Genomic DNA, 21,585 nt, shown 5'->3' on the forward strand with positions numbered 1-21,585 from the left:
AAAATTTCACAACAATTTCAGTCTAATAATGAAACCGATTCTTGTCAAATTGCGGGCAGAACTTTCACCGGAAATTGCGCCCACCTAGGAGATGGGCTATACTCCAGTTTTTCCTTCTTTGATACGTAATTTGTTGTAATTGAGGTTTATGGTACCCAGCCTTTCAGATTTTGCCCTCCAAGAAAAAGATGTCCTCCAGGCCTTAAATAAGGCCATCGCTCGCGATGTGGATTACGTGGACATGTATGTCGAGTCCTGCGTGACCGATTCCGTTTCTATGGAAGAAAGCCTGGTCAAGCGCGCGGTCAAAAGTATTTCCCAGGGGGCAGGCATTCGAGCGGTGGCTGGTGAACGAACAGGGTTTGCGTATTCAGATGATCTGTCTGTGCGAGATCTTGAAATTGCCGCTGATACGGCACGATATATTGCGGATTCTCCTCAAGGGGACAACCCTATAGCCGTCACCCATCGTTCTCAACCAACACAGAATCTCTACTCGTTGGCTCAGCCGCTCACCGATATTACAACCGAAGCCCGGGTTGACTTACTGAATAAAATAGACGTGGAAGCCAGGCGTTATGATCCGCGAATAACCAAGGTCATGGCGTCTTTTAACACGGAACAGAAAATATTTTTAGTCATTAACTCCCAAGGGCAGCTGGTGGGAGATGTGCAGCCTCTTTCTCGTCTTCAGATTACCTGCATTGCTGAAGATGGATCCAATCGCCAGGTCGGGTCATTTGGAGGAGGGGGACGGGTCGGATTTACTTTCTACCTGGAGCAGAACCGCGCGATGGAGTTTGCGCGAGAAGCTGCACGCCAGGCGATTCTTAATCTAGGCGCGGTCGAAGCTCCGGCTGGCACCATGCCGGTTGTCTTAGGTGGAGGCTGGCCTGGCATTTTGCTTCACGAAGCGATCGGGCATGGGTTGGAAGCGGATTTCAATCGTCGCAAAACCTCAGCCTTTAGTGACTTAGTCGGAAAGTCCGTCGCATCCGAATTATGCACCATCGTGGATGATGGGACGCTCCCATTCCGGCGTGGGTCTATGAACATCGATGATGAGGGGACGCCGACGTCACGAACCATGCTCATTGAAAAAGGTATTTTGCGGGGCTATATCACTGACCGGCTCAATGCCCGCTTGATGGGCATCCCGTTAACAGGGAATGGAAGACGGGAAGATTTCAGGAGTATTGTTCTTCCACGGATGACCAATACCTTTATGCTAGCCGGAGAATCCGATCCGCAGGATATCATCCGGTCGGTGAAGAACGGGTTGTATGCCGTCTCGTTTGGGGGAGGGCAGGTTGATATCACCAGTGGAAAATTCGTCTTTTCAGCCAGCGAAGCTTATCTGATCGAAGATGGGAAGGTGACCAAACCGGTCAAAGGCGCAACGTTGATTGGGAACGGTCCTGATGTTCTCAAGAAAGTTTCGATGGTCGGACATGATATGAAATTGGATGAAGGAATCGGTACATGCGGAAAAGATGGGCAATCGGTTCCGGTCGGCGTGGGACTTCCTACCATTAAAATCGATGAAATGATCGTCGGTGGCACGGCGATGGGCTGATGGATAACCCTTCCGTTTTGTTTTTCTCCATTTAATAATGTCAAATCTGTCAACCATACATGGTGACCGTTTCCCGGAATTGGCGGACACGGTTCTCAAGCGAGCCAAGGCCTTGGGGGCGACAGAAGCGGATCTTCTTGTGGCTGAAGGTGATTCAGTCTCGGTGCAGGTGCGGATGTCAGAAGTGGACCGCCTCTCCAAAGCCCGTGAGAAGGTCTTGGGGATTCGGGTGTTTTTTGGCAAACGTTCAGCCAGTTCTTCAACATCGGATTTTTCCAAAGCCTCGTTGGATCGTTTAGTCAGTGACACATGTAGTTTGGCCAGGGCTGTGGTTGAAGACGAAACGTCAGGACTGCCGGCGCCGGATCACATGGTAACCGATATCCCCGACATGGATATGAAAGATGATCGGCAATTGACCGTTGATGAGGAAATAGACCTGGCCAGGAGAACCGAACAATCCGCGTTTTCCGCTGATACCCGAATCACCAATTCTGAAGGGGCTGAGTGTTCGGCTGGTTATGGGTCGATTTTGTTGGCGAATTCCCATGGATTTATTGGATCGTACGCCAGTTCCTCTTACTCACTCTCTGTGTCGCCCATCGCATTGGACAGCCAGAATGGCGGCATGCAGCGGGATTATTGGTATTCCGTGAAACGGAAATTTCATGAATTAGAGAGCCCGGAAAAGATCGGACAGGAGGCAGCTCGCCGAACCTTGCGGCGGCTAGGCAGTCGAACCATTACGACGCAAGAAGTTCCCGTGATCTTTGATCCGGAAACGGCCAAAGGCCTCCTAGGGCATATTTCCTCAGCGGTTTCAGGCTACTCCCTGTATAAGGGGGCCTCATTTCTGTTGGGACAACTCGGAAAGTCTATTGCCTCAGATTTAGTGACCGTGATCGATGATGGTCGATTAGCCGGAGGGCTTGGGTCTCGACCTTTTGATGGTGAAGGGTTACCCACGAGAAAAACCCTGGTGGTCGATAAAGGCGTGCTGTCGAGTTACATGTTAGATACGTATTCTGGACGAAAACTGGGAATGGCATCCACCGGCAATGCGTCACGATCCGTGGGTGAAAATCCGACAGTGGGTGCCACGAATTTATATCTCTCGCCAGGCTCCTATTCACCAGAAGAAATTCTCAAGTCAATGAAGCGGGGGTTATTCGTTACGGATCTGATTGGGTTTGGCGTCAACCTTGTCACCGGAGACTATTCAAGGGGAGCAGTAGGGTTTTGGGTTGAAAATGGAGAACTGACCCATCCTGTGGAGGAGGTCACCATTGCCGGGAATTTACAACAGATCTTGAAGGATATTGAAATGGTCGGGAATGATTTAGAATTTCGTGGCCGGTTGGCCAGTCCTACCGTCAAAATTCGGAAAATGATGGTTGCCGGTCATTAGAGAAATACACGACAAGAACTCATTCAAGGGTCTATCGATACCTATCCATTTCATGAAGACAGAAAACGGCCGCAGGCCCATAAGGAGTTAGGATGCCACTGGAAAAAGAGGATGGAGCCAAAGTTCTCCAGTTGATCACCTCCCGGTACAATGACCGGGAATGGAGAAAAAAAATTGAAAAGACCTTAAGCTTACCCCCATCGGGGTTGAAAGACGAAGATCAACGCAAAGCATTTCTCTATCTTAAGGTCGGGCTGCAAATGTACAAATCCCGCAGGGCGGATGCTCCTTCTTGGATTGTGGGAGGTTTTGCCACGAAGGAAGTGATTGACCGGGCATTGTTTAAGCCCACGGTTATTGATCCCGATTTTACCAAAGACCAGGTGGCTGGCTTTGGAGAAGATCCGGGTTCGGAAGTCGATGCGGTCTGGTGGGAGGACATGCTCGTCAATTGGTTTGAAGAGCCGGAAGAAGAGGGCGATGACGAGGCCGAGGCTGAATCATCTGAGGAAGGAGAACTATCTACTGAAGCCGCCAATGCCTCTGACGACTCCACAAAAAGTCCATCTCACGCAAAAAAACCCACTACCTAAGTTATTTTTGTCAGGCTTCTCGCGGGTCTCTTGTGCCTATTTTCAACAGTAAGGGCATGGAGGGACATACTTCTATACCGACTCACCGGCCTTTTTCCTCTTCATCGTTGAAAGTTTCAGCGACACACAAGGGCTTCGTCTATTCTTCCTTGCATCGATTAAACTCCTGGGTTTGTCGGCTTATGTATGGTGTGGTGGCGAAGCCATACCCGGTTCCTGTAGACGGTCCGGCATTGATTGTCTGTGACCATACTTCAATGGGGGATCCATTGGTGTTATTGGCCACAGCAGGACGTCCTATTCGATTTTTGATGGCAAATGAGATCTATGCCAAGTCGCACATTCGTTGGGTATTTCGAGCGTTTCGTTGTATTCCGGTACAACGAGGCAAGCGGGATATTCGTGCAATTCGCACGATGTTGGAGGGGTTGGCAGCGCAGGAGGTGATCGGCCTTTTTCCGGAAGGCGGATTGGATCGGCATCGTTTAGATGCGGGGCATTTGGGGGTGGGCTATCTGGCAATTAAATCCGGCGCGCCTGTTATCCCGGCGTCTATTGTCTGGGACGGCCCCCATTCGGTGACGTCGATGGTCAAAACGCTCTTGGTTCCGAGTAAGGCGAGAATTCGATATGGGAAACCCCTGCAATTCCCTCAAGAGGTTCGTCCGAGAAAGGAATCCCTTCAATCGTGCACCAAGGAAATTATGAAACACATTGAAGGATTGAGGGAAAGCCTGCTGTCTGATGTATCCTAAGCCGTGTTAACCTGGAAGTTTCTTCTAGGGGCAGACATCCTCAAATTTCCGTCATACCGGCAGTTGTAAGTGGGTATCCATCTTGAAACCCTGTCTACAATGTTGAAGTTTTGCCGGGTTTCGGCCCGGCAGCCGAGCCACTTTTGTTTCGGCAAAAGTAGCCAAAACCATCTTGGCCATGCTGTGGCCCTTCGGGTTCCCTGCGCGGTTCGCCGACCCCGGCGTCGCGCAAACTCGCAAGGCTCAAACAATGCGCGCCTTTTCTCCGGGGTCGGCTGCACTGCTCGGCCACATCACAAGGCCAGGGGAGTCTGCTGAAACTGAGCTTTCTTTAATTATAGAGGACGAACTCGCGGAGTTTACCCTGAGTCAGTTCGAAGACCTCAGGTCCCGCCGGCTGACACGAGCATCCGCCCATGTGGCGGAACGGCAGGCGGCGGTCAGGGAAAGGGAGACAAAAGTAAGTAAAAAGGTACACTACCTATCTCACCATATGCTGGATTTTCAGATGCTCTCCATACTGTATGGCAAGACCTGGCCCTAACCCCGCAGTTCCCGTGTAGCCAACGATATCTTCTCACACGACGCAGTTTGGCTGTTCGCTAACGCTAAATTTCAGGGGCACGGCTTGTCCGCATCCGCTGGAGGGCCTTTTCCGATAATTTTTCTGAATTTTTTTCCAATTTTGTTAGCAAAATTCTGGACCTTTTCTTCTGGAATGGCACCGCTCATCAACATAGGTTGAAAGAATGCATCATGCCATTCGAGCAAAACTGCATCGTTACGGTAGACATGGAAATGAACAGCCAATTCTGGCCCCGCATGGTGTTTCATGATCCCAGACAACTCGGTCAATACGATACGCGTTGCAGGGACGTGAAATATCTTCGGGCGTGGCCATATAGTTCCCATCGCCACGTGTAATGTTTCCGGAACTGAGTGTATGGCGAAGAAACGATTGATCTCTGCGTCCGGAGAGCCACCCTCAAAATAGAGAAGTGCATCTTCTGGAATCCAGCCTTTGAGTGCGTTGAACAATTCTTCGAAGGTATTCGGTCCTTCAAGCTCCCAATGGGTTCCTCTGGTGCTCAGACGAATACCTTCCATTTCGTCGTTTGGTATCGCTTTGAATAGTCTACTGAGCCAATCCATTATTGTCTCTTTGCCGAACAGAGTCCGCAGCTGAGCGGGGGGCCTGAGGCTTGTCTGGTCCAGCCGCTAGTTTGGCCGCCGCAGGCGGCTGATGAGCGGCTACAGCCCTTCGCTTCCAAAGGATTGTCAATGATCTCCTCGGGTGCCATATCGAAAGACATCTTGAAAGGTTTGGCTCTTTTGTCCTACTGGAAAGGAGCTGCCCCTCGTTCTTAGAAGAGTATGGATAACGTCTCGTCGGCTTTAGAATACAGCGTATGCTCTGCTATCAGCAAAAACCTTGTGTTGGTTTCAAAGAATTTCCGCTTCGTCTGGAAGATGCCGGGTTTCGGCCCGGCAGCCGAGCCACTTTTGTTTCGGCAAAAGTGGCCAAAACCATCTTGGCCATGCTGTGGCCCTTCGGGTTCCCTGCGCGGTTCGCCGACCCCGGCGTCGCGCAAACTCGCAAGGCTCAAACAATGCGCGCCTTTTCTCCGGGGTCGGCTGCACTGCTCGGCCACATCACAAGGCCAGGGGAGTCTGCTGAAACTAAGCTTTTTTAAATTATAGAATACCAACTCGAGGAGCCTGCCCTGAGTTTTTTCGAAGGGCTCAGACAAGGTCCGCTGGTTGATAAGAGCGTCCACCCCTAGGGCCGGGCGGCAGGCGCCAGTCAGGGAAAGTGGGAAAAATTGAAGTAGCAAAAGAGGTTAGCCAACGAACACGCGTCGCCGCTGAATGGGTCCCAATTGCTCGAACACCTCTTTAAGAAATTCAACGTATTCGCTCATTAGGATTGCAAGGGGTCTTTCGGGAACCAATCCAATTCATAATCTGCCATATCCGAAACACCCACATTCAATCTTAGAAAAAGACCATATTGATAGTTGAATGGGGGCTTAATGAATTCTTCAAGCTTTCTTCGATCAAAATTTCCATTGTCTGGATTTGATGTTTTCTTTACTTCAATTACCAGCAAATTACTATTCTCATTTCTATGGTGAACAATGATGTCAGGGAAAACCGTTTTGGCCTCAGTATCGTCAATTCGGGTTGTACCATTTGGCACCACCAACTTTTTCGTAAGATCATGATCGCGGTTATATTCACAATCAACGTGCCACTTCCGGAATTCTTTCTGCAAATATTCCGCCAACTTATGCGACATGGAGCGCTCATTCACATTACATTGCAGAAGAAACGCATCTTGCCGAATGAGCAAGTTAATTGCCTTCATAACTCGAGTTTCAATGAAAGACCGGCTGTAGGTTTTCATGATTGCCATATTCGCTTTTCGAGTTCTATTCATCTATAGCCCCGCATAGAGGGGACGGCTACTAGCACATCCTCTCTATGCCTTTTCTAAATCTCAAAGTTGCGGTCCTTCAGTTCTTCACAAGCACCGTCTAACCCTGGGAACAAGGAGCCAGCAGTGATACCCATGAAGCGCAGCTCTTGTACGACTTTATCCCGTTCGCTTGCCGGCAGATCGATCGCCGACAAGTACGTCTTCCCTGGAGATTCCTTTAATTTAATATATGACTCGATATCGTCAACATTAGTAACTGTTGATGCCGCTTGTTGAGGAATCATTCTTTCATTTTCAATGGCCAGGAACTCTCCGATTGATACGTGAGGGACAGCAGTGGCAAGCATCACAAGTTGGGGCCAATCGGATTTCCACTGCAACTGATCGAATACCAATACTCTCACTTTGGCATTGGCATCTGCCTGGGCGGCTGTTGCACTCGATATTGCTCAGTAAGCGAAAAAAGCCGCAACGTATGGAGAGTAAGTCCAATCGAGTAAAGGCGTAGGATAGCCATGATGTTGGACCAGATTAAAGAAAGCGCCGTTCTCATTTGGGTTTTCCAAATTGAAGACATGTCTTGTTCGCGCGCTAAGATGCTTGTGGAGAATTTGAATGTCCTCGCTCAGAAACCTAGTCAGGTCTGCGCGACCCGCACGGTGAAAGGACGTTCGTAGACGCCACGGCTCCGTTTGGCCACGGAACAAGAATCTCCTGCTTTCTAGCCTTTCGACATATGTCTTAAATTCACCCCATTCTTGAATCAGTGGAACTAACTCAGACGGGTTGGCTGCTCTTGAGCGAAAGAGTTTGCAGTTGCCGACTGCCCCTAAATTTGTCGTCCATGCCAACGTCAGTTCGTCGGAATGATAGTTTGCACACACATCCGCATACTCCGACACGGCAACGTTGGCTCCATAATGTTTTCTTACCTCATCCCATGTATCAGGGATTCCGGTTTTCGGGTTAATAGGATGTATCACGTCCGTACGGAATTTGGCTGCTGAACTCTTGTCGTAGGTGCGAAAAAATGCCGCAGTACTAGGGAAACTTCTGTCGGATTCGTTAAGATAAGCGACCCCTTGATAATATGTTCTACGCTCGTCGATATTCACTACGATTAAGCCTTCGGATGACTCACCGTATCTACCAATCCACTGACCGTTCATGCGACAACTCTCAATAACGATCTAACAATGATAAAATTGGACCGCATAAGCTGCAGAGTGCTGGTTTTTACACCGGATAAACTACCTTTGCATTCCTTACCGAAAACGTGTGAACCATCTACGTTCAATTCCCCACTCACTCTAACTGATTTATCAGGGGAACTTATGTGGATCAGCATTAGATCCCTTTCTTGATTAAGATTAAAGGCCGTCCTATGGACTCCAGAAACTTCCTATAGGTTCATGAAGAGTCGAGTCAGGAGATAATTTAATAATCATCGAAATAAGTCAACTAAAGATTAGTGTATTTTCGAAAATTATTCGAGGTCGAAACCAAACGCTCAAATCCACCTGGTCTCCTTTCAACCACGAATACCGTCGTTGAGCTGGGCACAGATTCTTCGCGGAGCCTGCCCTGAGCGGAGTCGAAGGGGCTCAGAATGACAGAGTAGCCGAGAAATCCGACGCCTGCCGTCTGGCAAAGGGAGGGACGCTCTTTTCCTCTGCGGACCTTGTTTGAGCCAGGCGAGTTGGTCCGCTCTCCCCAAATTGGCGTCCGTCCCCTCTTATGAGGCCAGACGGGGCGTCAATGGTTTTGGCCACTTTTGCCGAAACAAAAGTGGCTCGTGGCGCGGGGGCGAAACCCGGCAACACAAAAAATCATGCCAACACCAAATCTTCCAGAATTTCATCTCAAATGACCGGACGCCTGCCGGCCAGCCCCATGATCGGACGCTCTTGTTCTTGACGGGCTTGTGTGAGCGCCGCGAGTTAGCCCGTCTCCCCCCTTCGCGTCTGATCAATCTGATGAGCCCGGGCGGGGCGTCAATGGTTTTGGGTCCTTTTGCCGAAACAAAAGGACCTCGGCTGTTGGGCCGAAACACAGCATCTGCTAATTAATTGGTTAAATGGTTTCTAGAACAGGCTCATTTGGGTGGGTGGATCGGCTGGAGTTTTATCTTTGGAAGAGGCTTGGGATGAGGGAAGGGTTGGTGGTGACGCGGTTTGCGGGAGGGTGGGAGTTTTGCTCATACCTTCCAGGACAGTCTTGAGTTTTTGGAAATCCTCCTTGAGAGGAACCCGGAGATTTCCCTGGTGGAGTGCGGCTGCCGGATGAAGCAGTGGGAACACGATGAAGTTGGGCATTCGAATGACTTGCCCGCGTACTTTGGTGATACCGACTTTTCTTTCCAATAACGTTTGTGTGGCAAAGTTTCCTAAGGTGCAAACCAATTTAGGTTTGATGAGTTCAATTTGTTGAAGCAGGAACGGTTTGCATGTCTCGATTTCTTCCGGAAGAGGATCTCGATTGTTGGGTGGCCGACATTTAATGACGTTGGCAATGAAAATATCTGCGCGACTGAGCCCGATTGATTGCAGCAACTCGTTGAGTAATTTTCCTGCCGCTCCGACAAAAGGCTCTCCCTTCTGGTCTTCATAAAAACCCGGGGCTTCTCCAACAAACATGATGTCAGCCTGAGGATGTCCTGTCCCAAACACCACCTGAGTGCGTCCTGAAGACAATGCACATCGTTGGCATTCGTGAAGGGATGATTTGAGTTCATGAAGATCCATTGAGGGGGGATCTTAAATTTGACGGTTTTGGATGTCAATGTGAAGAGGTCTGAACCCATTCAGTCACAGCCCTTGCACAGGCAGAGGCACTCAAGACGGTGCTTTCTAGAGAAGGAGGGAGGAGGCTGGCCGTCCAGGGGCCGGCAAGAAAGAGATTAGGAATGGGCGTGTGGGGCAGAGGGCGAAATGTGCGGAAACCTGCCAGGCAAGGAAGATAGGGGTAAGCTGAGTACGTGACGGGTGGCTTACCGGACGGGAAGGATTGCTCAGGAGAAATGTGAAGCATGTTTTTGATATGAGGCCAGACTGTTTCTTTCAGCCAGTCGTCGGTATGTCCTGAGGATGGGGAAGGGGTAAGGTTAATGCCCGTGATCGATGTCCTGGCGCCATCAGCATTCCGAACGGCCTGGCTGGTTATCCAATCAAATACACCGGAGTTGAGGATAAGGCGAGGAGGAAGGAATGTGTCGTTCAGGGTGAATCGGACCGTTGTTCCTGAGGATTCCTGCAGGTGAGCCAAATGGGAAAAAGAAGAAAAACGAGCCGGGGCTCTTTCCGGCAAGAGTCGAAGAAGCTCTGGAGGGGAGAGAGGCGAGACGTAGATGTCAGCGGTGAGACGTTCGCCCTTATCCAGGACAATGGCTTGGATGCGTTCCGTGTCGGCTTGAATGAGGGTGATTTCATTTAAGGGATAAAACGTCACGCCTTTTCCAAGTAAGACTCCTTTAAGCTGTTGTTGTAGATGGTCGAGCATGTCAGGTGAGGCTAGAAATGTCTCTGGTCCATTGGGTTTGGATAACCAGAATCGCGAGAGTACCTCAAGAAAATACTCGAGCGATGCCTGGGCCACATCACATCCTAAAAATAATCGACAAAATGGGTTCCAGATACGTTGCCGGGCAAGAGTCGATTGTTGAGTCGAATTCAGCCAGGATTCAACTGTGAGCATGTCAGGGTGGTGGTCCGGTGAATGGGGATCTTCCCATTTTTTTTCTAAAAAATTTATCAAACGCCATCGATCAGCCCAGGGAAGGCCACGAAAGCCGGCGAGTCGGATCATGGGATGAAGAGTCGTAATTCCGTGCGGGTTGGATAGCGTCTCTGTTAAGCCTTCGGATGTCCCAAACTCCAGCTCAACCGGTTGAATGGATTGGGCTGTATGTTCGAAGGCCAGTTCCTGAAAAAGTGCCCATGTAGCATGGTAAAACCGGGGAAGAATGAGCGGGGAGGGCTGTGTCATGAGGTGTTGAAAGGATGTTGGAGGTTCCGGTTCTTTCGATTCGGAAAATTGAGGAGAGGATGTTGTCGGAGAAAAAGATCTGTGGTGTTCGAGAATGGTGATCCGGAATCCGTAGGGGACGAGCCGAAAAGCCGTGAGTAATCCGGGCAGATTTCCACTCAGTATCAGAATGTGGCGTGTCACACTGATGGGGCAATGTTATGGGAGAGAAATGACCGAATCCAGATATTGGCGGCAATCCCGAGTCGTTGTATGGGGGCGACCCGAATCCGTGGGCCGAACACCTGATAATGTTGGTCTTCGAGTTGTGTGAGGATGCGGCTGTAGACCCCACGCATGATTTCGGAAACCACCAGGGACTTCTGGTCGGTGGGGGGAAGGGTTTGGAGAATTTCTTGAGCTTGGCGGTAATAGGTGTGAGCTCTTTCGCATTCAAATTTTACAAGTTCAACCAGCGCTGGCGATTCTTGTTGACCCAGGAGTGCTTCCTCCGGGTAGCCGAATCGCTGTAAGTCCTCTAGCGGAAGATAGATGCGGTTCTGTTCGGCATCCCCTTTGAGATCGCGAAGAATATTGGTTAATTGAAACGCCAATCCCAAATTGACCGCATAGTCTTCTGCCGCAGGGGATTGGGTTTGGAATATCTTGAGGCAAATGAGCCCAACCACCGACGCAACCCTGTAGCAGTATTGATAGAGATCGGCAAACGACGCAAACCGATTGGTCGTCAGATCCATTTCGACGCCAGAAATTAATTCTTGAAGGAGTGCTTCCGGAATATCGAAGGTCTGTAGGTGGGCGGCGAGGCTCGTCGTGACCGGTTGGGTCGGGTGGCCTTGATAGGTGGCCGTCAATTCTTGTCGCCATTTGCGGACTTCTTCGATGGGATGGCTTCCCGGTGCCGGTTCATCAACCGCGCTATCCACCATTTTGCAAAAGGCATAAATGGTATACATCGCTTCCCGCCGCTGCTGTGGCAGGAACAGAAAAGAGTAATAGAAATTGCTGCCACTTTCTTTCGTATATTTTGTGCAGAACGTCTGCGCTTCAATAGGAGTCATCGGCTTCATGAAGTATTTTCCAAAGGCGGTGGTCAGTCAATGATCGTGAACCGGGGGTACAAATGAATGGCGGCAACTTTTCAATTTAAGGGCAAGCTATGTCGGACTAAGCCGCTAACGAGGTTCCCGCGCTGCCCTGGAGGGAAATTTTGAGTCCCCTCTTTTCTACGCATAACTCTGGGTGACTCATCTATTGATCAACAATCTCAATATGGCAACAATCCGATTACCGGATATACAACTGATAAACGTCAATGCAGAGTAGCAAGGATTGCGAAGCTCTTCAATGGATGGGAAGAGGGTACTTTTCTGGATGGAGCGGAATATTTTTCAGGTGATTCAACCGCAAGCCGGATGATTCCCGGTAATTGACCCCGGATCCTAAGTGGAACAATGGAACAAGTCCTGCCATCCCAGTGAAAAAATGGGAAGGTTCCTCCTTACCGGATGGGAACCTCTCCTATTTTTTTGCCTGTGGTTCGAGCTTATCGGCAGAGATCCAGCCTGTTTTTCCCGTTTGTGTTCGAACCTGGTAGACCCATCCGGTTGGCTGATATGCTCCATCCAGAATCGTTAATGTTTCTCCTAATTTCACGATGGGACCAGGCGTGGCGTTAGCAGGATCTCCCATCAACAAGGACCTTCCAAGAATATTCGTAAGTGTTACCTGCTGATTCTCGTGAAAGGTTGGATCTTTCATTCCAATCTTGGATTCATTACCCTTTTGATTCCTGGTGATGGCAGTTGTCTCAGTGGCGGTCTCTTGGGGCAAAAAGGTATTTGAATTGAGGGCCCAATACGCTACTCCACCAATCACCAATAAAAGGACGATCCAGAAAAGCGGTTTCCTTGAAGGAGGCTTGGATTGGTTGAGGTCGTCCTCTTCCAATCCTTCGTCGAATTCCAAATCTTTATCAGGCTCCTGGGCAAAGAGCACGTTCCATCGAGAAGGTTGTTCTGGGGTGAACACCGTACCGATTGTCGAGGTCATCATGCCTATCTCCTTTTTATTCGTGAGGTCTGCGAGCGAGTGTCAGTGCCAGATTGGCGTGGGATGAATTTGCCAAATCAGCGGGTTGTGTACGAAGAAATACCCATCCATGAAGTTTATTAACATCACTTCTATTTCCTGTCAAATCTTCCAGCCATATCAATGAGGCCACATGGTCGCGTCTTCCCGCGAACAGAACGCCCTGGGGAAACGATCGAGTTCATTCGAAGGTTGAAAGGATCCGGGCGGTCAGTTGTGCCTGGCAATAATGACGATTGATATCGTGATCGGCGTTATGGAAAATAGACCTGGTATGGAATCTTTGATTTGGGGGACATCATGAAATCGTATCGAGAAGAACTCTGGTTTCAGACCAAAGAACGAAGGGAATTTCGGAATATTACCCCTCAGGTGGAACGTGTGGTACAACAGAGTGGGATTCAAGAGGGATTTGTCTTGGTGAATGCCATGCATATCACCGCGAGCGTCTACATTAATGACGATGAACCCGGATTGCTACATGATTATGAACAGTTTCTTGAGCGTCTGATTCCGCAGACGGGAACGTATCGGCACAACCTCACCGGAGAGGACAATGGTGACGCACATATCAAACGCCAAATCATGGGCCGGGAAGTTGTCGTGGCTATCACCAATGGACGCTTGGACTTTGGTCCTTGGGAACAAATCTTTTACGCGGAATTTGATGGCAGACGTCGGAAGCGGGTGTTGGTGAAGATCATTGGAGAGTAATGAGTTGGCAAACGGGTTCCGGTCATGTGAAAATACCTTGGATATTTTGATGATTTGCCTTTTCAGAAGTATTTTTTACCTCCGCCTGGATCGTTTACACCCATGAATGCAATGTCTAGTTGGTATCGTCCTGATCCCCTCACCCGGGATTTAATTCATCTCATTAATGCCCGGCGACACGAACATGGGGATCCCAGTTTAGCCATTGAAGTGTTGCAGGCGTTGCTCGATCAGGACCGCGAACATGAGGTGCTTACCGTTCTTGCAGCCTTAGACGAAAGTATGGCGGAGTGGTTATTCGATTTGTTGGCGGAAGCGGCCAGCTCGTGTCTGATGGAGGATGAGAGCGAAGACAGCGAGCAGTATGGGATTCTGGCCTCATTTGAATTATCACTCCAGGCCAATCTGGAGTTTCCGTTGAAGTTGAAAATCGATCCTGTGGAAACCGCGGATTTGTTACGGAGACATCTGCATGTCCCGCCAGAAGCCGTGATTACGGTTGAACCAAGGCTTCTTACCGATTCTACCCTGGAATTTTTAAGCTTGCAGAAGATTCACGACCATATTTCCAATCTGGCTGATGGACAGCCGCGTCAGGCGATTGCGGCAAGGCTTCATCCACCGGTCGAAGCCACCGCATTTTTATTTTTTGAAATTCTTGGCGTTCCTGACACCACGTTACCGGAAGCTCTTTCCGAGGATGATTGTCAGGCAATTATGGATCATCTCGTCAATCAATGTCCCGAAGTGGCCAAGGCGCCTCAATTATTGGAAGCGCCTAATTACGCCGCCTATGCCTTGTATGATGCACAAAACGCCGTTCGTCTTCATCGATTGGCTGATGAAACAGCTGCGGTGTGGCATGACCTGGAAGGCCCGGTTCGAAGTCGCACGGTCGTTCACCTGCATACTCAATGCGGGAATGGCGTGTATATGCCCGTGTGGACGGATCTGTTTGATCCGGATCTACCTGAAGACCATGGACCGATTTGGACGTCTCCGGATGTGTGGGTGTTTACGGCCGACTTACCCATTGAATGGCCAGGGGAATTGTTAACCAACCGCCTATTGGCAGAGGGCTGCACACGATTTGAAAACCACATTGTGGAAGCCACGGACAATTGAACAATCGTTATGGGGCCTGGCCCATGCGACTTGGGTTTTACCGGGCAGCCGCCTGACGTAAGTGATCCATCAACTTGGGAGGAACCCGTAGCGAACCACGTCCGGTTCCGACCGAGATATCAGGCTTCAGGGTTCCGTGAAAATCACTGCCTCCTGTCATGAGCAGGTCAAATTTTTTGGCTAAGTTGAGATTGATTGAAATTTGACGAGCGGAAAAGGTTCCATAGAAGACTTCAAGCCCCCGTAATCCCTGGTCCATCAACGTCCGGCATGAGGACTCCGTCTTATCCGCACCCAATCCCTCCCAATAGGGGTGAGCAAGTATGGGGATGCCCCCAGCGTCTGTGATCCACGTCATGATTTCGGCTGCTTCAGGGACCATTCGTCGAACATAAGCTGAGCCTCTGACCCCCAGGAAGCGATCGAACGCTTCTTTCATTCCCTTCACATACCCTTTTTCAATTAATACCTGTGCAATGTGCGGGCGACCGATCGTTCCGCTTCCGGCGACATGCTCCACTTCAGCGAGAGAAACCTCTACATGGAGGTTGTGGAGCCGGTCAAGGATGTGGTGAAGCCGATCAAAGCGTGTCGTGCGAAGCTGCTCAAGCCTGGTTTGAAACTCAGGATCAGCGAGATCAATGAAATACCCGAGCATATGCGTTTCCCGCCCTTCAAACTCTGTACTTAATTCAATGCCGGGTATGATTTCAACCGGGAGGTCCTGAGCGGCCTCCATGGCTTCCGTGAGGCCCTCAGTGGTGTCATGGTCGGTTACCGCCAGGATGCTCACGTTTTGTTGATGAGCAAGCTCCACGAGTGCGGTGGGAGATTCGCTTCCGTCCGAGAAATGGGTGTGAGTATGAAGGTCGATACGGCTCATATGATTGGGAATTATGGTTTGCGTGCTAAGATTCGTGCGGTAAACGCCGGTCCTGAAGAGCCCGCATGATCTCCTTCGTCATAATGGAGAATGCTGAGCCCTTGAAGAAGTCCGAGTAATTCATTGGATTCAAGACAGAACTCTTTCCGGCGTGGGTGTTGTCGATGGATATGGTTGTCCAGAAGAAAGGTTTCATACATGATGACGCCACCGGATTTAAGAGCTTTAATGAGTTGAGGAAAAAGAGGCCGGTTCAGGTAGAAAAAGACTAAAATGACATCATACATGGCCGTGCCCAAGTCCGGAGGATGTTGCGGGTTCACTTCTAAATCTATGGATTCGGTTGTGATCGAGGACAGACCGGCTTCCTGGGCTTGTGTCTGAAGCTCATGTAGCGCGTCGGCATCACGATCAATTCCATGAACGGAAAACCCTTTGGAAGCCAGATACAGCGCATGACGACCTCGTCCCGTTGCCACATCCAACGCTGTTCCGTCAGGAAGTCGTGAGAGGTGGTCTACCAGAAATGGAGAAAGATGCATGAGATCGGTTGAGGCCATTGGTTGGCGTGACCGGATCAACTGAACCCCGACTGACCCCTCAATCCTCTTCAACGGAGGGCGGATTTTTCTGACCCATATTTTAAGACGGGTAATGGGAAATTCATCAAACAGGGCTTGGCAGATTTTCTCCGCCATTGTTTCAATCAGGGAAAAGGCTTGCCCTTCCCCAATGTCCTGAATTCGTTGCGTGATTGATCCATAATCGACCGTATCGGATAATTCATCGCTCTGAAAGGCCGATTGATTGGGGCAACGGAAAATGAGATCGACCAGGAGGGGTTGAGGTTGCTGTCTTTCCTTTTCAGTGACCCCGCATCGTGCGGACAACTGGATACCTTTGACGACGATGGATGATGACATGGGCCATTATGTCAGAACTTCCTCGTCGTGTGCATGTGATTTTTGAAAAGAGCCCATAAATAGTCCCAATCGTGTTCCGGAATGGAGGGATTTTGTATGTTCCCTTCAGGAGATGTTGATGAAATTCGGGAAATGGATTTCCCTACAGCCTGGGATTTGCTGGAACGCTCGCTCGGGCCTGCTGTGGGTTATCGGTTTCCTCGTTCTGCAGGGGTCGTGTGAGTGGAGTGGTCCACCCACCATCATGTTGACTGCTGAGGAATTTCGATTTAGTCCTACCCGGATTGAATGGGAATCGGACCAGCCTCTTCGTCTTCTGATTCGGAATCAGGGACGTGAACGTCATGTATTTCACAGTCAGGAATTGTTTGGTCCGGATGCTAACGTCCTATGGCATCAGCCAAGGATTGCGCTGCAGGAGACCAATGCCGTTGTGCTTGAGCCGGGTCAATCGATTGAGTTGTTTTTTACTGCATCTGCCGGTCTCTATCCCTTTCGATGTTGGATAAAAGGGCACACCGGCATGGAGGGAACGATCCTTATCAAAGACCTCTCCTCAAGCTAATAGAGATCATCTTGATGAAATCACAATAGGACCACCATCAGGGAACCAGAAAGCCCTGGATCTTCTTGTCGGCGTATATCGTGGCTTGAGAAGCCCAAAGACCTGAGGTACTTTAATTATCTAGGATTCTTTGGATCTGAATGATGGCGAGAGACAAAACGCTTGCTGGTGGCAGTGAGCCGCCAGCAAGCATGGTCCTATTTGCCTGGAACAGCGTCAATGGAGGTTCTGGCCTGGGCGTCACGTTTGCAACTCGTCGTGGCGATCATTCGTTGGCCTGCAGTTGCATCAGCGGGAATCCTGGAGATACAGGCTTCAAGCGTGTCGCCCTGCGTGCCAGTAGAGACTCGGGTGGGTCCCGTGGTAACGGCTGTGGTTTCAGCGCTTGAGGACGGCGAATTAGGTGAAGCTGGAGCGCCACTTGCACCGGTTGCGCCGCCATTCATCTCAGCGCAGCCCATCGTCAAGGTTGCGAGACCGAAAGAAGCATAGAGGAACAGTGTAGAAAATGATTTCATTGGTCGAACCCCTCCTCAATAGATAAACAAGTCGCGAAATATACTTGAGACTCCAAAAAAAAACAAGGTGTGGAGAGCAAAATCTTCTTTACTGATCTCTACCGCATTTGAGTCGTTTCCCATCCGATAATCTTGACTGATTTAGGGTTTATTGCTAACGTAAAATTTTCCTCCCTACGCGCAGAAAACGGACGGAATCAATCATGGCGTACCTCATTGCTCGACTGTTCCGGGGTCAACCTAGGGGCCAGGGTCAAGTGTTGTGACCTTTCAAGACATTATTCTCTCCCTTCATCAGTTTTGGAAATCCCACCACTGCATTTTGACTCAGCCGTATGACACTGAAAAAGGGGCTGGAACGTTTAATCCGGCAACCTTTCTTCGCGCGATCGGACCCGAGCCTTGGCGTGCGGCGTATATTGAACCCTGTCGAAGACCAACCGATGGCCGATACGGGGATAATCCGAATCGCCTCCAGCATTACTTTCAATATCAGGTGGTGTTAAAACCGGCTCCTGCGGATTCGCAGGATCTGTATCTCCAAAGTCTTGCCCATTTAGGGTTAGATCCCTACCAACACGATATTCAATTTCTTCAGGATGACTGGGAGTCTCCCACGTTAGGGGCCTGGGGGTTGGGATGGGAGGTCCGGCTGGATGGGATGGAGATCACGCAATTTACCTACTTCCAGGAGATCGGGGGATTGGAGCTGGATCCGGTCACAGTGGAGTTAACGTATGGGTTGGAACGCATTGCTATGTATCTGCAGCAAGTCGACAACGTGTATGACCTGATGTGGACAGAAGACGTTCGATACGGAGATCTCTATCATGAGTCCGAAGTCCAGTTTTCTGTCTATAACTTCGAGGCGGCCGATGTGGACTTGATTCAGACCGGCTTTGATCGCTACGAAAAGGAATGTGAGCAGTTACTGGAGCATCCACGGGGATTGGTGCTGCCGGCTTATGATTGCTGTATGAAGTGCTCTCATCTCTTTAATTTGTTGGATGCCAGAGGAGCGATCAGTGTGGCTCAACGGACAGGCTATATCGGCAGGGTTCGAAACCTTGCCAGGAAATGTGCGAAGGCCTATCTTGGTCAACGGGAGCAGATGGGGTTCCCACTCTTACGACAGGCGTCAGCTTCCTCCCGTCCTCATAGAAAACAACAGATCATTTGAATCGATGCCCCGAGGCGGGGCTGTGGCAATTAGGCTTATGGCACCATCAAGAACGACCCGCAAAAACGTCAAGGTCAAGTCTGTCCCGAAATCTCAACCAAAGACTGTCCCGTTTTTGTTAGAAATTGGGACGGAAGAATTGCCGTCGGCTGTTATCCCGCAGGCATTGGAAGACCTGGCAAATCTTGGGCAACGGCTCTTTGCGGACAGCCGGTTGGAGTATGAGTCCTTGAGGGTCGTGGGTACGCCGCGGCGCTTAGCCTTGCTGGTCAAAAGTGTGCAACCACAGCAAGCTTCCCTGACTCAGGAAATATTAGGCCCTCCGGTTTCTGCAGCCTTGGATGCTTCGGGCCAGCCCACCAAGGCAGCCTTGGGATTTGCCAAATCTCAAGGGGTGCCGGTTGACCGACTTCGTAGGAAAGATACGCCAAAAGGGGCCTACATGGCGGTCGAAACGCATCAACGAGGTCAGTCGGCCAAGCGGGTGATCACGGAGGCGCTTCCGCAGATCTTAAGTAAACTGGCCTTTCCGAAATCGATGCGCTGGAATGCCTCAAGGGCAAAATTTGGTCGTCCAATTCGTTGGGTGGTCGCGTTATTAGGCGACCAACCGCTCAGAATAGAATTTGCGGGAATTCAATCCGGCGCCATGACGAAAGGGCATCGATTTTATCGAGCGAAAGGGAAAAAGCCGGGACAGGCGTTTCCTCTTACCACCGCCAACAATTATATCGAGGCCATGAAGCGACTGGGGGTGCTGGTTGACCCTGAAGAGCGTCGGAGCCTCATTACGGAACAAGTCTCTGCGTTGGCTAAGGCGGCAAAAGGCCAGGTGGATCCATTGTACCGGGATGAGCTGATTGAAACAGCAGTCTTCGGTGTGGAATACCCTCACGCTATTCTTGGAACGTTTCAGAAAGACTTTTTAGCGATTCCCAAACCGGTGCTGATCTCATCGATGAAAGAGCATCAAGGATTTTTCTCGCTGATCACCAAGGATGGTGGGCTCCTGCCAAAATTTATTGCGGTGACGAATATGCCGTGGGGAAATACCCCGCTCATGACCAAAGGGAATGAACGAGTCCTGGCCGCTCGCCTGAGTGACGCTCAATATTTCTTTACAGAAGACTCGAAACGCCCACTCCATGAACGAGTGCCGGCGTTAGAAGGGGTTCTGTTGCATCACAAGTTAGGCACGGTTCGTCAAAAAGTGGATCGGGTGGGTCATCTGGTCGGATGGATGGCTGAACAGATCGGCGGAAAGGATCTGGACGAGATGTGCCGTCGCGCCGCTTTTCTGGCCAAGGCGGATTTGACGACCGGAATGGTAGGTGAGTTTCCGACCCTGCAAGGGGTCATGGGGGAAGAATATGCCAGGCATGATGGCGAATCTCCAGAGGTGTGTCGCGCCATTGGTGAACAGTATTTTCCCAGGTTTCCAGATGACCAATTACCGAAAGAGCTGCCAGGAGTCCTAGTCGCCGTGGCCGATCGGTGTGATTCCATCGTGGCTTTTTTTGCGGCCGGCATGTCTCCGTCCGGCTCGGAAGATCCGTTGGGGTTGCGCCGCGCTGCGTATGGGTTGGTGCGGATACTCGCCGAAACGCCCCTCCGGTTGAATGTCAATTCCGTTGTGGATCAGGCGCTGCGGATCTTAGATGGACAAGGTGGTAAGGTGCGTGGCACCCCTCAAACCGGTTCAGATGTTGTGGCGTTCATTCTTGACCGGCTTCGGTTTTATGGCAGGCAACATCTGGGCTTACGGGAAGATATCATGGAAGCGGTCATCCATGTTTCCAATTCGATGGTCTGTGATATGGCTGATTTGGTCGCACGCATGCAGGCTTTGGAAGCCATGGTGCCTCAGCCGGATTTTGATCCGCTGATGATCGGATTTAAGCGGGCTCATCGAATTGTCGAAAAAGAACAATGGACGAACGCGCAGGCCCTGCCTGAACAGTTTGTGCATGAATCGGAGCGTCGGCTGTTTCAGGCCTTGGAAGTGGTGCAACAGCAAGTCCGCGATTCGGTGAATGACCGGAATTACGGGAAAGCCCTTCTTTCGTTGTTGGAACTCAAGAGCCCGATTGATGAGTTCTTCGGAGCGGTGATGGTCAATGATTCAGACCCACAGACGCGGGCTAATCGCCTTTCCTTATTAAAGGCGACGGATGACCTGTTTCTCACGGTTGCCGATCTGTCCTGTCTGCAACCGGCAAGTGGATAACCGTCGCTGGAAGAGGATTCCTGGACGCCCTCGTGAAAGCGAGACGGTCATGGGAAGGAACATCCGATGGGGGGTAGTACGGACGGGGGAGTGAGCCCAAAGATTTCACGACGCCTGAAACGCTTTACCCTGGTCGTGACGGTTGCCCTTATTATTGTCTGCAATGCCTTAATTCTGACCGGTCTTTGGGTGAGTGGTGTTGATTTGGAGAGCATCGTGTCAAAATCGGAACTCTTTGATCCGGAAAATGGGCATTGTGTTCAGGTCACGTGGTTAAAGGTTGCGGGTGTGGACGGGTTGGTCAAGGTCTGCTCCGAATGGCTTGATTTCTCCGATATCTCGGGTGAGACACATCGGTTGCCGAAAGGAAAACCCCTGGCCATGGGGCCGGATGGCAACCTGTATGTCCCAGGGAATCCGGCGGAGAATTACCGATTGATTGCGCTCATGATTTTTGCCATAGTTGTCATAATATCCGGCATGTGGACAAAGCAAATATTGATAGCTAAATATCAGGACCGTCTTCAATCTGTAAATCATCATTCAACCTGAATGCTTGTGTATCCAACCTTTGTTCTAACAACCAGCTCACATATTTATATT

Annotated in this window: 22 protein-coding genes; 11 read left to right on the plus strand and 11 right to left on the minus strand. The window is 50.3% G+C overall.

Features of this window, described 5'->3' with window-relative positions; translation table 11 throughout:
* Positions 1-148 precede the first annotated feature (148 nt).
* The 4 genes from tldD to PJI16_11885 all read left to right on the plus strand — a co-directional run bounded on the left by tldD (position 149) and on the right by PJI16_11885 (position 4,332).
* On the plus strand, positions 149-1,576 hold the full coding sequence (gene tldD / locus PJI16_11870) for a metalloprotease TldD (GenBank protein ID MDT3778254.1): 1,428 nt from the start codon (positions 149-151) through the stop codon (positions 1,574-1,576).
* Between the two features lie 37 nt (positions 1,577-1,613).
* Positions 1,614-2,984, plus strand: coding sequence for a TldD/PmbA family protein (locus PJI16_11875; protein MDT3778255.1), 1,371 nt, complete (start codon positions 1,614-1,616; stop codon positions 2,982-2,984).
* A gap of 92 nt (positions 2,985-3,076) precedes the next feature.
* Positions 3,077-3,577: a hypothetical protein gene (locus PJI16_11880; GenBank protein ID MDT3778256.1), complete on the plus strand. Its 501-nt coding sequence runs from the start codon at positions 3,077-3,079 to the stop codon at positions 3,575-3,577.
* A gap of 182 nt (positions 3,578-3,759) precedes the next feature.
* Positions 3,760-4,332 carry a lysophospholipid acyltransferase family protein gene (locus tag PJI16_11885; GenBank protein MDT3778257.1) on the plus strand — a complete coding sequence of 191 codons (573 nt, stop codon included), beginning with the start codon at positions 3,760-3,762 and terminating at the stop codon, positions 4,330-4,332.
* Between the two features lie 615 nt (positions 4,333-4,947).
* Here the strand turns inward: PJI16_11885 and PJI16_11890 are convergent.
* Entirely contained in the window at positions 4,948-5,484 is a 537-nt protein-coding gene (locus PJI16_11890) for a hypothetical protein (protein ID MDT3778258.1), read from the minus strand.
* 257 nt (positions 5,485-5,741) lie between these two features.
* Between PJI16_11890 and PJI16_11895 the strand changes: the two genes are divergently transcribed.
* Entirely contained in the window at positions 5,742-6,026 is a 285-nt protein-coding gene (locus PJI16_11895; protein MDT3778259.1) for a hypothetical protein, read from the plus strand.
* Positions 6,027-6,253: 227 nt separating this feature from the next.
* On the opposite strand, the gene PJI16_11900 is transcribed toward PJI16_11895, so the two are convergent.
* The 7 genes from PJI16_11900 to PJI16_11930 form a co-directional block, all read right to left on the minus strand.
* Positions 6,254-6,700, minus strand: a complete 447-nt coding sequence (locus PJI16_11900; GenBank protein ID MDT3778260.1) for a hypothetical protein — start codon at positions 6,698-6,700, stop codon at positions 6,254-6,256.
* A gap of 125 nt (positions 6,701-6,825) precedes the next feature.
* The gene (locus PJI16_11905; GenBank protein MDT3778261.1) at positions 6,826-7,167 is read right to left on the minus strand and encodes a hypothetical protein; all 342 of its coding nucleotides are present in this window, start codon (positions 7,165-7,167) and stop codon (positions 6,826-6,828) included.
* A 54-nt stretch (positions 7,168-7,221) separates the two neighbouring features.
* Positions 7,222-7,941, minus strand: a complete 720-nt coding sequence (locus PJI16_11910; protein MDT3778262.1) for an FRG domain-containing protein — start codon at positions 7,939-7,941, stop codon at positions 7,222-7,224.
* A 915-nt stretch (positions 7,942-8,856) separates the two neighbouring features.
* Entirely contained in the window at positions 8,857-9,516 is a 660-nt protein-coding gene (locus PJI16_11915; protein MDT3778263.1) for a uracil-DNA glycosylase, read from the minus strand.
* Between the two features lie 34 nt (positions 9,517-9,550).
* Complete coding sequence (locus PJI16_11920; protein MDT3778264.1) at positions 9,551-10,939, minus strand: FAD-dependent oxidoreductase; 1,389 nt, start codon at positions 10,937-10,939, stop codon at positions 9,551-9,553.
* Positions 10,936-11,826 (minus strand): presqualene diphosphate synthase HpnD, encoded by an 891-nt coding sequence (hpnD, locus tag PJI16_11925; protein ID MDT3778265.1) that lies wholly within the window; start codon positions 11,824-11,826, stop codon positions 10,936-10,938. The genes PJI16_11920 and hpnD overlap by 4 nt, the downstream gene beginning before the upstream one ends.
* 451 nt (positions 11,827-12,277) lie before the next feature.
* The gene (locus PJI16_11930) at positions 12,278-12,811 is read right to left on the minus strand and encodes an SH3 domain-containing protein (protein MDT3778266.1); all 534 of its coding nucleotides are present in this window, start codon (positions 12,809-12,811) and stop codon (positions 12,278-12,280) included.
* A gap of 336 nt (positions 12,812-13,147) precedes the next feature.
* Here PJI16_11930 and PJI16_11935 point away from each other — a divergent pair, with 336 nt between their 5' ends.
* Both PJI16_11935 and PJI16_11940 read left to right on the plus strand, forming a co-directional pair.
* Positions 13,148-13,561, plus strand: coding sequence for a secondary thiamine-phosphate synthase enzyme YjbQ (locus PJI16_11935; GenBank protein MDT3778267.1), 414 nt, complete (start codon positions 13,148-13,150; stop codon positions 13,559-13,561).
* A gap of 102 nt (positions 13,562-13,663) precedes the next feature.
* Positions 13,664-14,686, plus strand: coding sequence for a hypothetical protein (locus PJI16_11940; protein MDT3778268.1), 1,023 nt, complete (start codon positions 13,664-13,666; stop codon positions 14,684-14,686).
* A gap of 37 nt (positions 14,687-14,723) precedes the next feature.
* Here the strand turns inward: PJI16_11940 and PJI16_11945 are convergent, their stop codons facing one another.
* Together PJI16_11945 and folB are read right to left on the minus strand one after the other, a co-directional pair.
* Positions 14,724-15,569, minus strand: a complete 846-nt coding sequence (locus tag PJI16_11945; protein MDT3778269.1) for a PHP domain-containing protein — start codon at positions 15,567-15,569, stop codon at positions 14,724-14,726.
* Positions 15,570-15,580: 11 nt separating this feature from the next.
* Entirely contained in the window at positions 15,581-16,492 is a 912-nt protein-coding gene (folB, locus tag PJI16_11950; GenBank protein MDT3778270.1) for a dihydroneopterin aldolase, read from the minus strand.
* Positions 16,493-16,610: 118 nt separating this feature from the next.
* On the opposite strand from folB, the gene PJI16_11955 reads away from it, so the two are divergent.
* Entirely contained in the window at positions 16,611-17,057 is a 447-nt protein-coding gene (locus PJI16_11955) for a cupredoxin domain-containing protein (GenBank protein MDT3778271.1), read from the plus strand.
* A 197-nt stretch (positions 17,058-17,254) separates the two neighbouring features.
* On the opposite strand, the gene PJI16_11960 is transcribed toward PJI16_11955, so the two are convergent.
* Positions 17,255-17,575 carry a hypothetical protein gene (locus tag PJI16_11960; protein MDT3778272.1) on the minus strand — a complete coding sequence of 107 codons (321 nt, stop codon included), beginning with the start codon at positions 17,573-17,575 and terminating at the stop codon, positions 17,255-17,257.
* 262 nt (positions 17,576-17,837) lie between these two features.
* On the opposite strand from PJI16_11960, the gene PJI16_11965 reads away from it, so the two are divergent.
* From PJI16_11965 to PJI16_11975, 3 genes are all read left to right on the plus strand, one after another.
* Positions 17,838-18,755: a glycine--tRNA ligase subunit alpha gene (locus PJI16_11965; GenBank protein MDT3778273.1), complete on the plus strand. Its 918-nt coding sequence runs from the start codon at positions 17,838-17,840 to the stop codon at positions 18,753-18,755.
* 37 nt (positions 18,756-18,792) lie between these two features.
* A complete protein-coding gene (gene glyS, locus PJI16_11970; protein MDT3778274.1) occupies positions 18,793-20,982 on the plus strand; it encodes a glycine--tRNA ligase subunit beta in 2,190 nt (729 codons plus the stop codon).
* Between the two features lie 66 nt (positions 20,983-21,048).
* On the plus strand, positions 21,049-21,534 hold the full coding sequence (locus tag PJI16_11975) for a hypothetical protein (protein MDT3778275.1): 486 nt from the start codon (positions 21,049-21,051) through the stop codon (positions 21,532-21,534).
* Positions 21,535-21,585 lie beyond the last annotated feature (51 nt).

This window comes from Nitrospira sp. MA-1 (assembly GCA_032139905.1).
Classification (GTDB): Bacteria; Nitrospirota; Nitrospiria; order Nitrospirales; family UBA8639; genus Nitrospira_E.

Bases quoted from the DNA above. Each gene is read 5' to 3' on its own strand.
- tldD (MDT3778254.1), top strand. From the start codon at position 149: ATGGTACCCAGCCTTTCAGATTTTGCCCTCCAAGAAAAAGATGTCCTC.
- PJI16_11875 (MDT3778255.1), top strand. From the start codon at position 1,614: ATGTCAAATCTGTCAACCATACATGGTGACCGTTTCCCGGAATTGGCG.
- PJI16_11880 (MDT3778256.1), top strand. From the start codon at position 3,077: ATGCCACTGGAAAAAGAGGATGGAGCCAAAGTTCTCCAGTTGATCACC.
- PJI16_11885 (MDT3778257.1), top strand. From the start codon at position 3,760: ATGTATGGTGTGGTGGCGAAGCCATACCCGGTTCCTGTAGACGGTCCG.
- PJI16_11890 (MDT3778258.1), bottom strand. From the start codon at position 5,484: ATGGATTGGCTCAGTAGACTATTCAAAGCGATACCAAACGACGAAATG.
- PJI16_11895 (MDT3778259.1), top strand. From the start codon at position 5,742: ATGCTCTGCTATCAGCAAAAACCTTGTGTTGGTTTCAAAGAATTTCCG.
- PJI16_11900 (MDT3778260.1), bottom strand. From the start codon at position 6,700: ATGAAGGCAATTAACTTGCTCATTCGGCAAGATGCGTTTCTTCTGCAA.
- PJI16_11910 (MDT3778262.1), bottom strand. From the start codon at position 7,941: ATGAACGGTCAGTGGATTGGTAGATACGGTGAGTCATCCGAAGGCTTA.
- PJI16_11915 (MDT3778263.1), bottom strand. From the start codon at position 9,516: ATGGATCTTCATGAACTCAAATCATCCCTTCACGAATGCCAACGATGT.
- hpnD (MDT3778265.1), bottom strand. From the start codon at position 11,826: ATGAAGCCGATGACTCCTATTGAAGCGCAGACGTTCTGCACAAAATAT.
- PJI16_11930 (MDT3778266.1), bottom strand. From the start codon at position 12,811: ATGATGACCTCGACAATCGGTACGGTGTTCACCCCAGAACAACCTTCT.
- PJI16_11935 (MDT3778267.1), top strand. From the start codon at position 13,148: ATGAAATCGTATCGAGAAGAACTCTGGTTTCAGACCAAAGAACGAAGG.
- PJI16_11940 (MDT3778268.1), top strand. From the start codon at position 13,664: ATGAATGCAATGTCTAGTTGGTATCGTCCTGATCCCCTCACCCGGGAT.
- PJI16_11945 (MDT3778269.1), bottom strand. From the start codon at position 15,569: ATGAGCCGTATCGACCTTCATACTCACACCCATTTCTCGGACGGAAGC.
- folB (MDT3778270.1), bottom strand. From the start codon at position 16,492: ATGTCATCATCCATCGTCGTCAAAGGTATCCAGTTGTCCGCACGATGC.
- PJI16_11955 (MDT3778271.1), top strand. From the start codon at position 16,611: ATGAAATTCGGGAAATGGATTTCCCTACAGCCTGGGATTTGCTGGAAC.
- PJI16_11960 (MDT3778272.1), bottom strand. From the start codon at position 17,575: ATGAAATCATTTTCTACACTGTTCCTCTATGCTTCTTTCGGTCTCGCA.
- glyS (MDT3778274.1), top strand. From the start codon at position 18,793: ATGGCACCATCAAGAACGACCCGCAAAAACGTCAAGGTCAAGTCTGTC.
- PJI16_11975 (MDT3778275.1), top strand. From the start codon at position 21,049: ATGGGGGGTAGTACGGACGGGGGAGTGAGCCCAAAGATTTCACGACGC.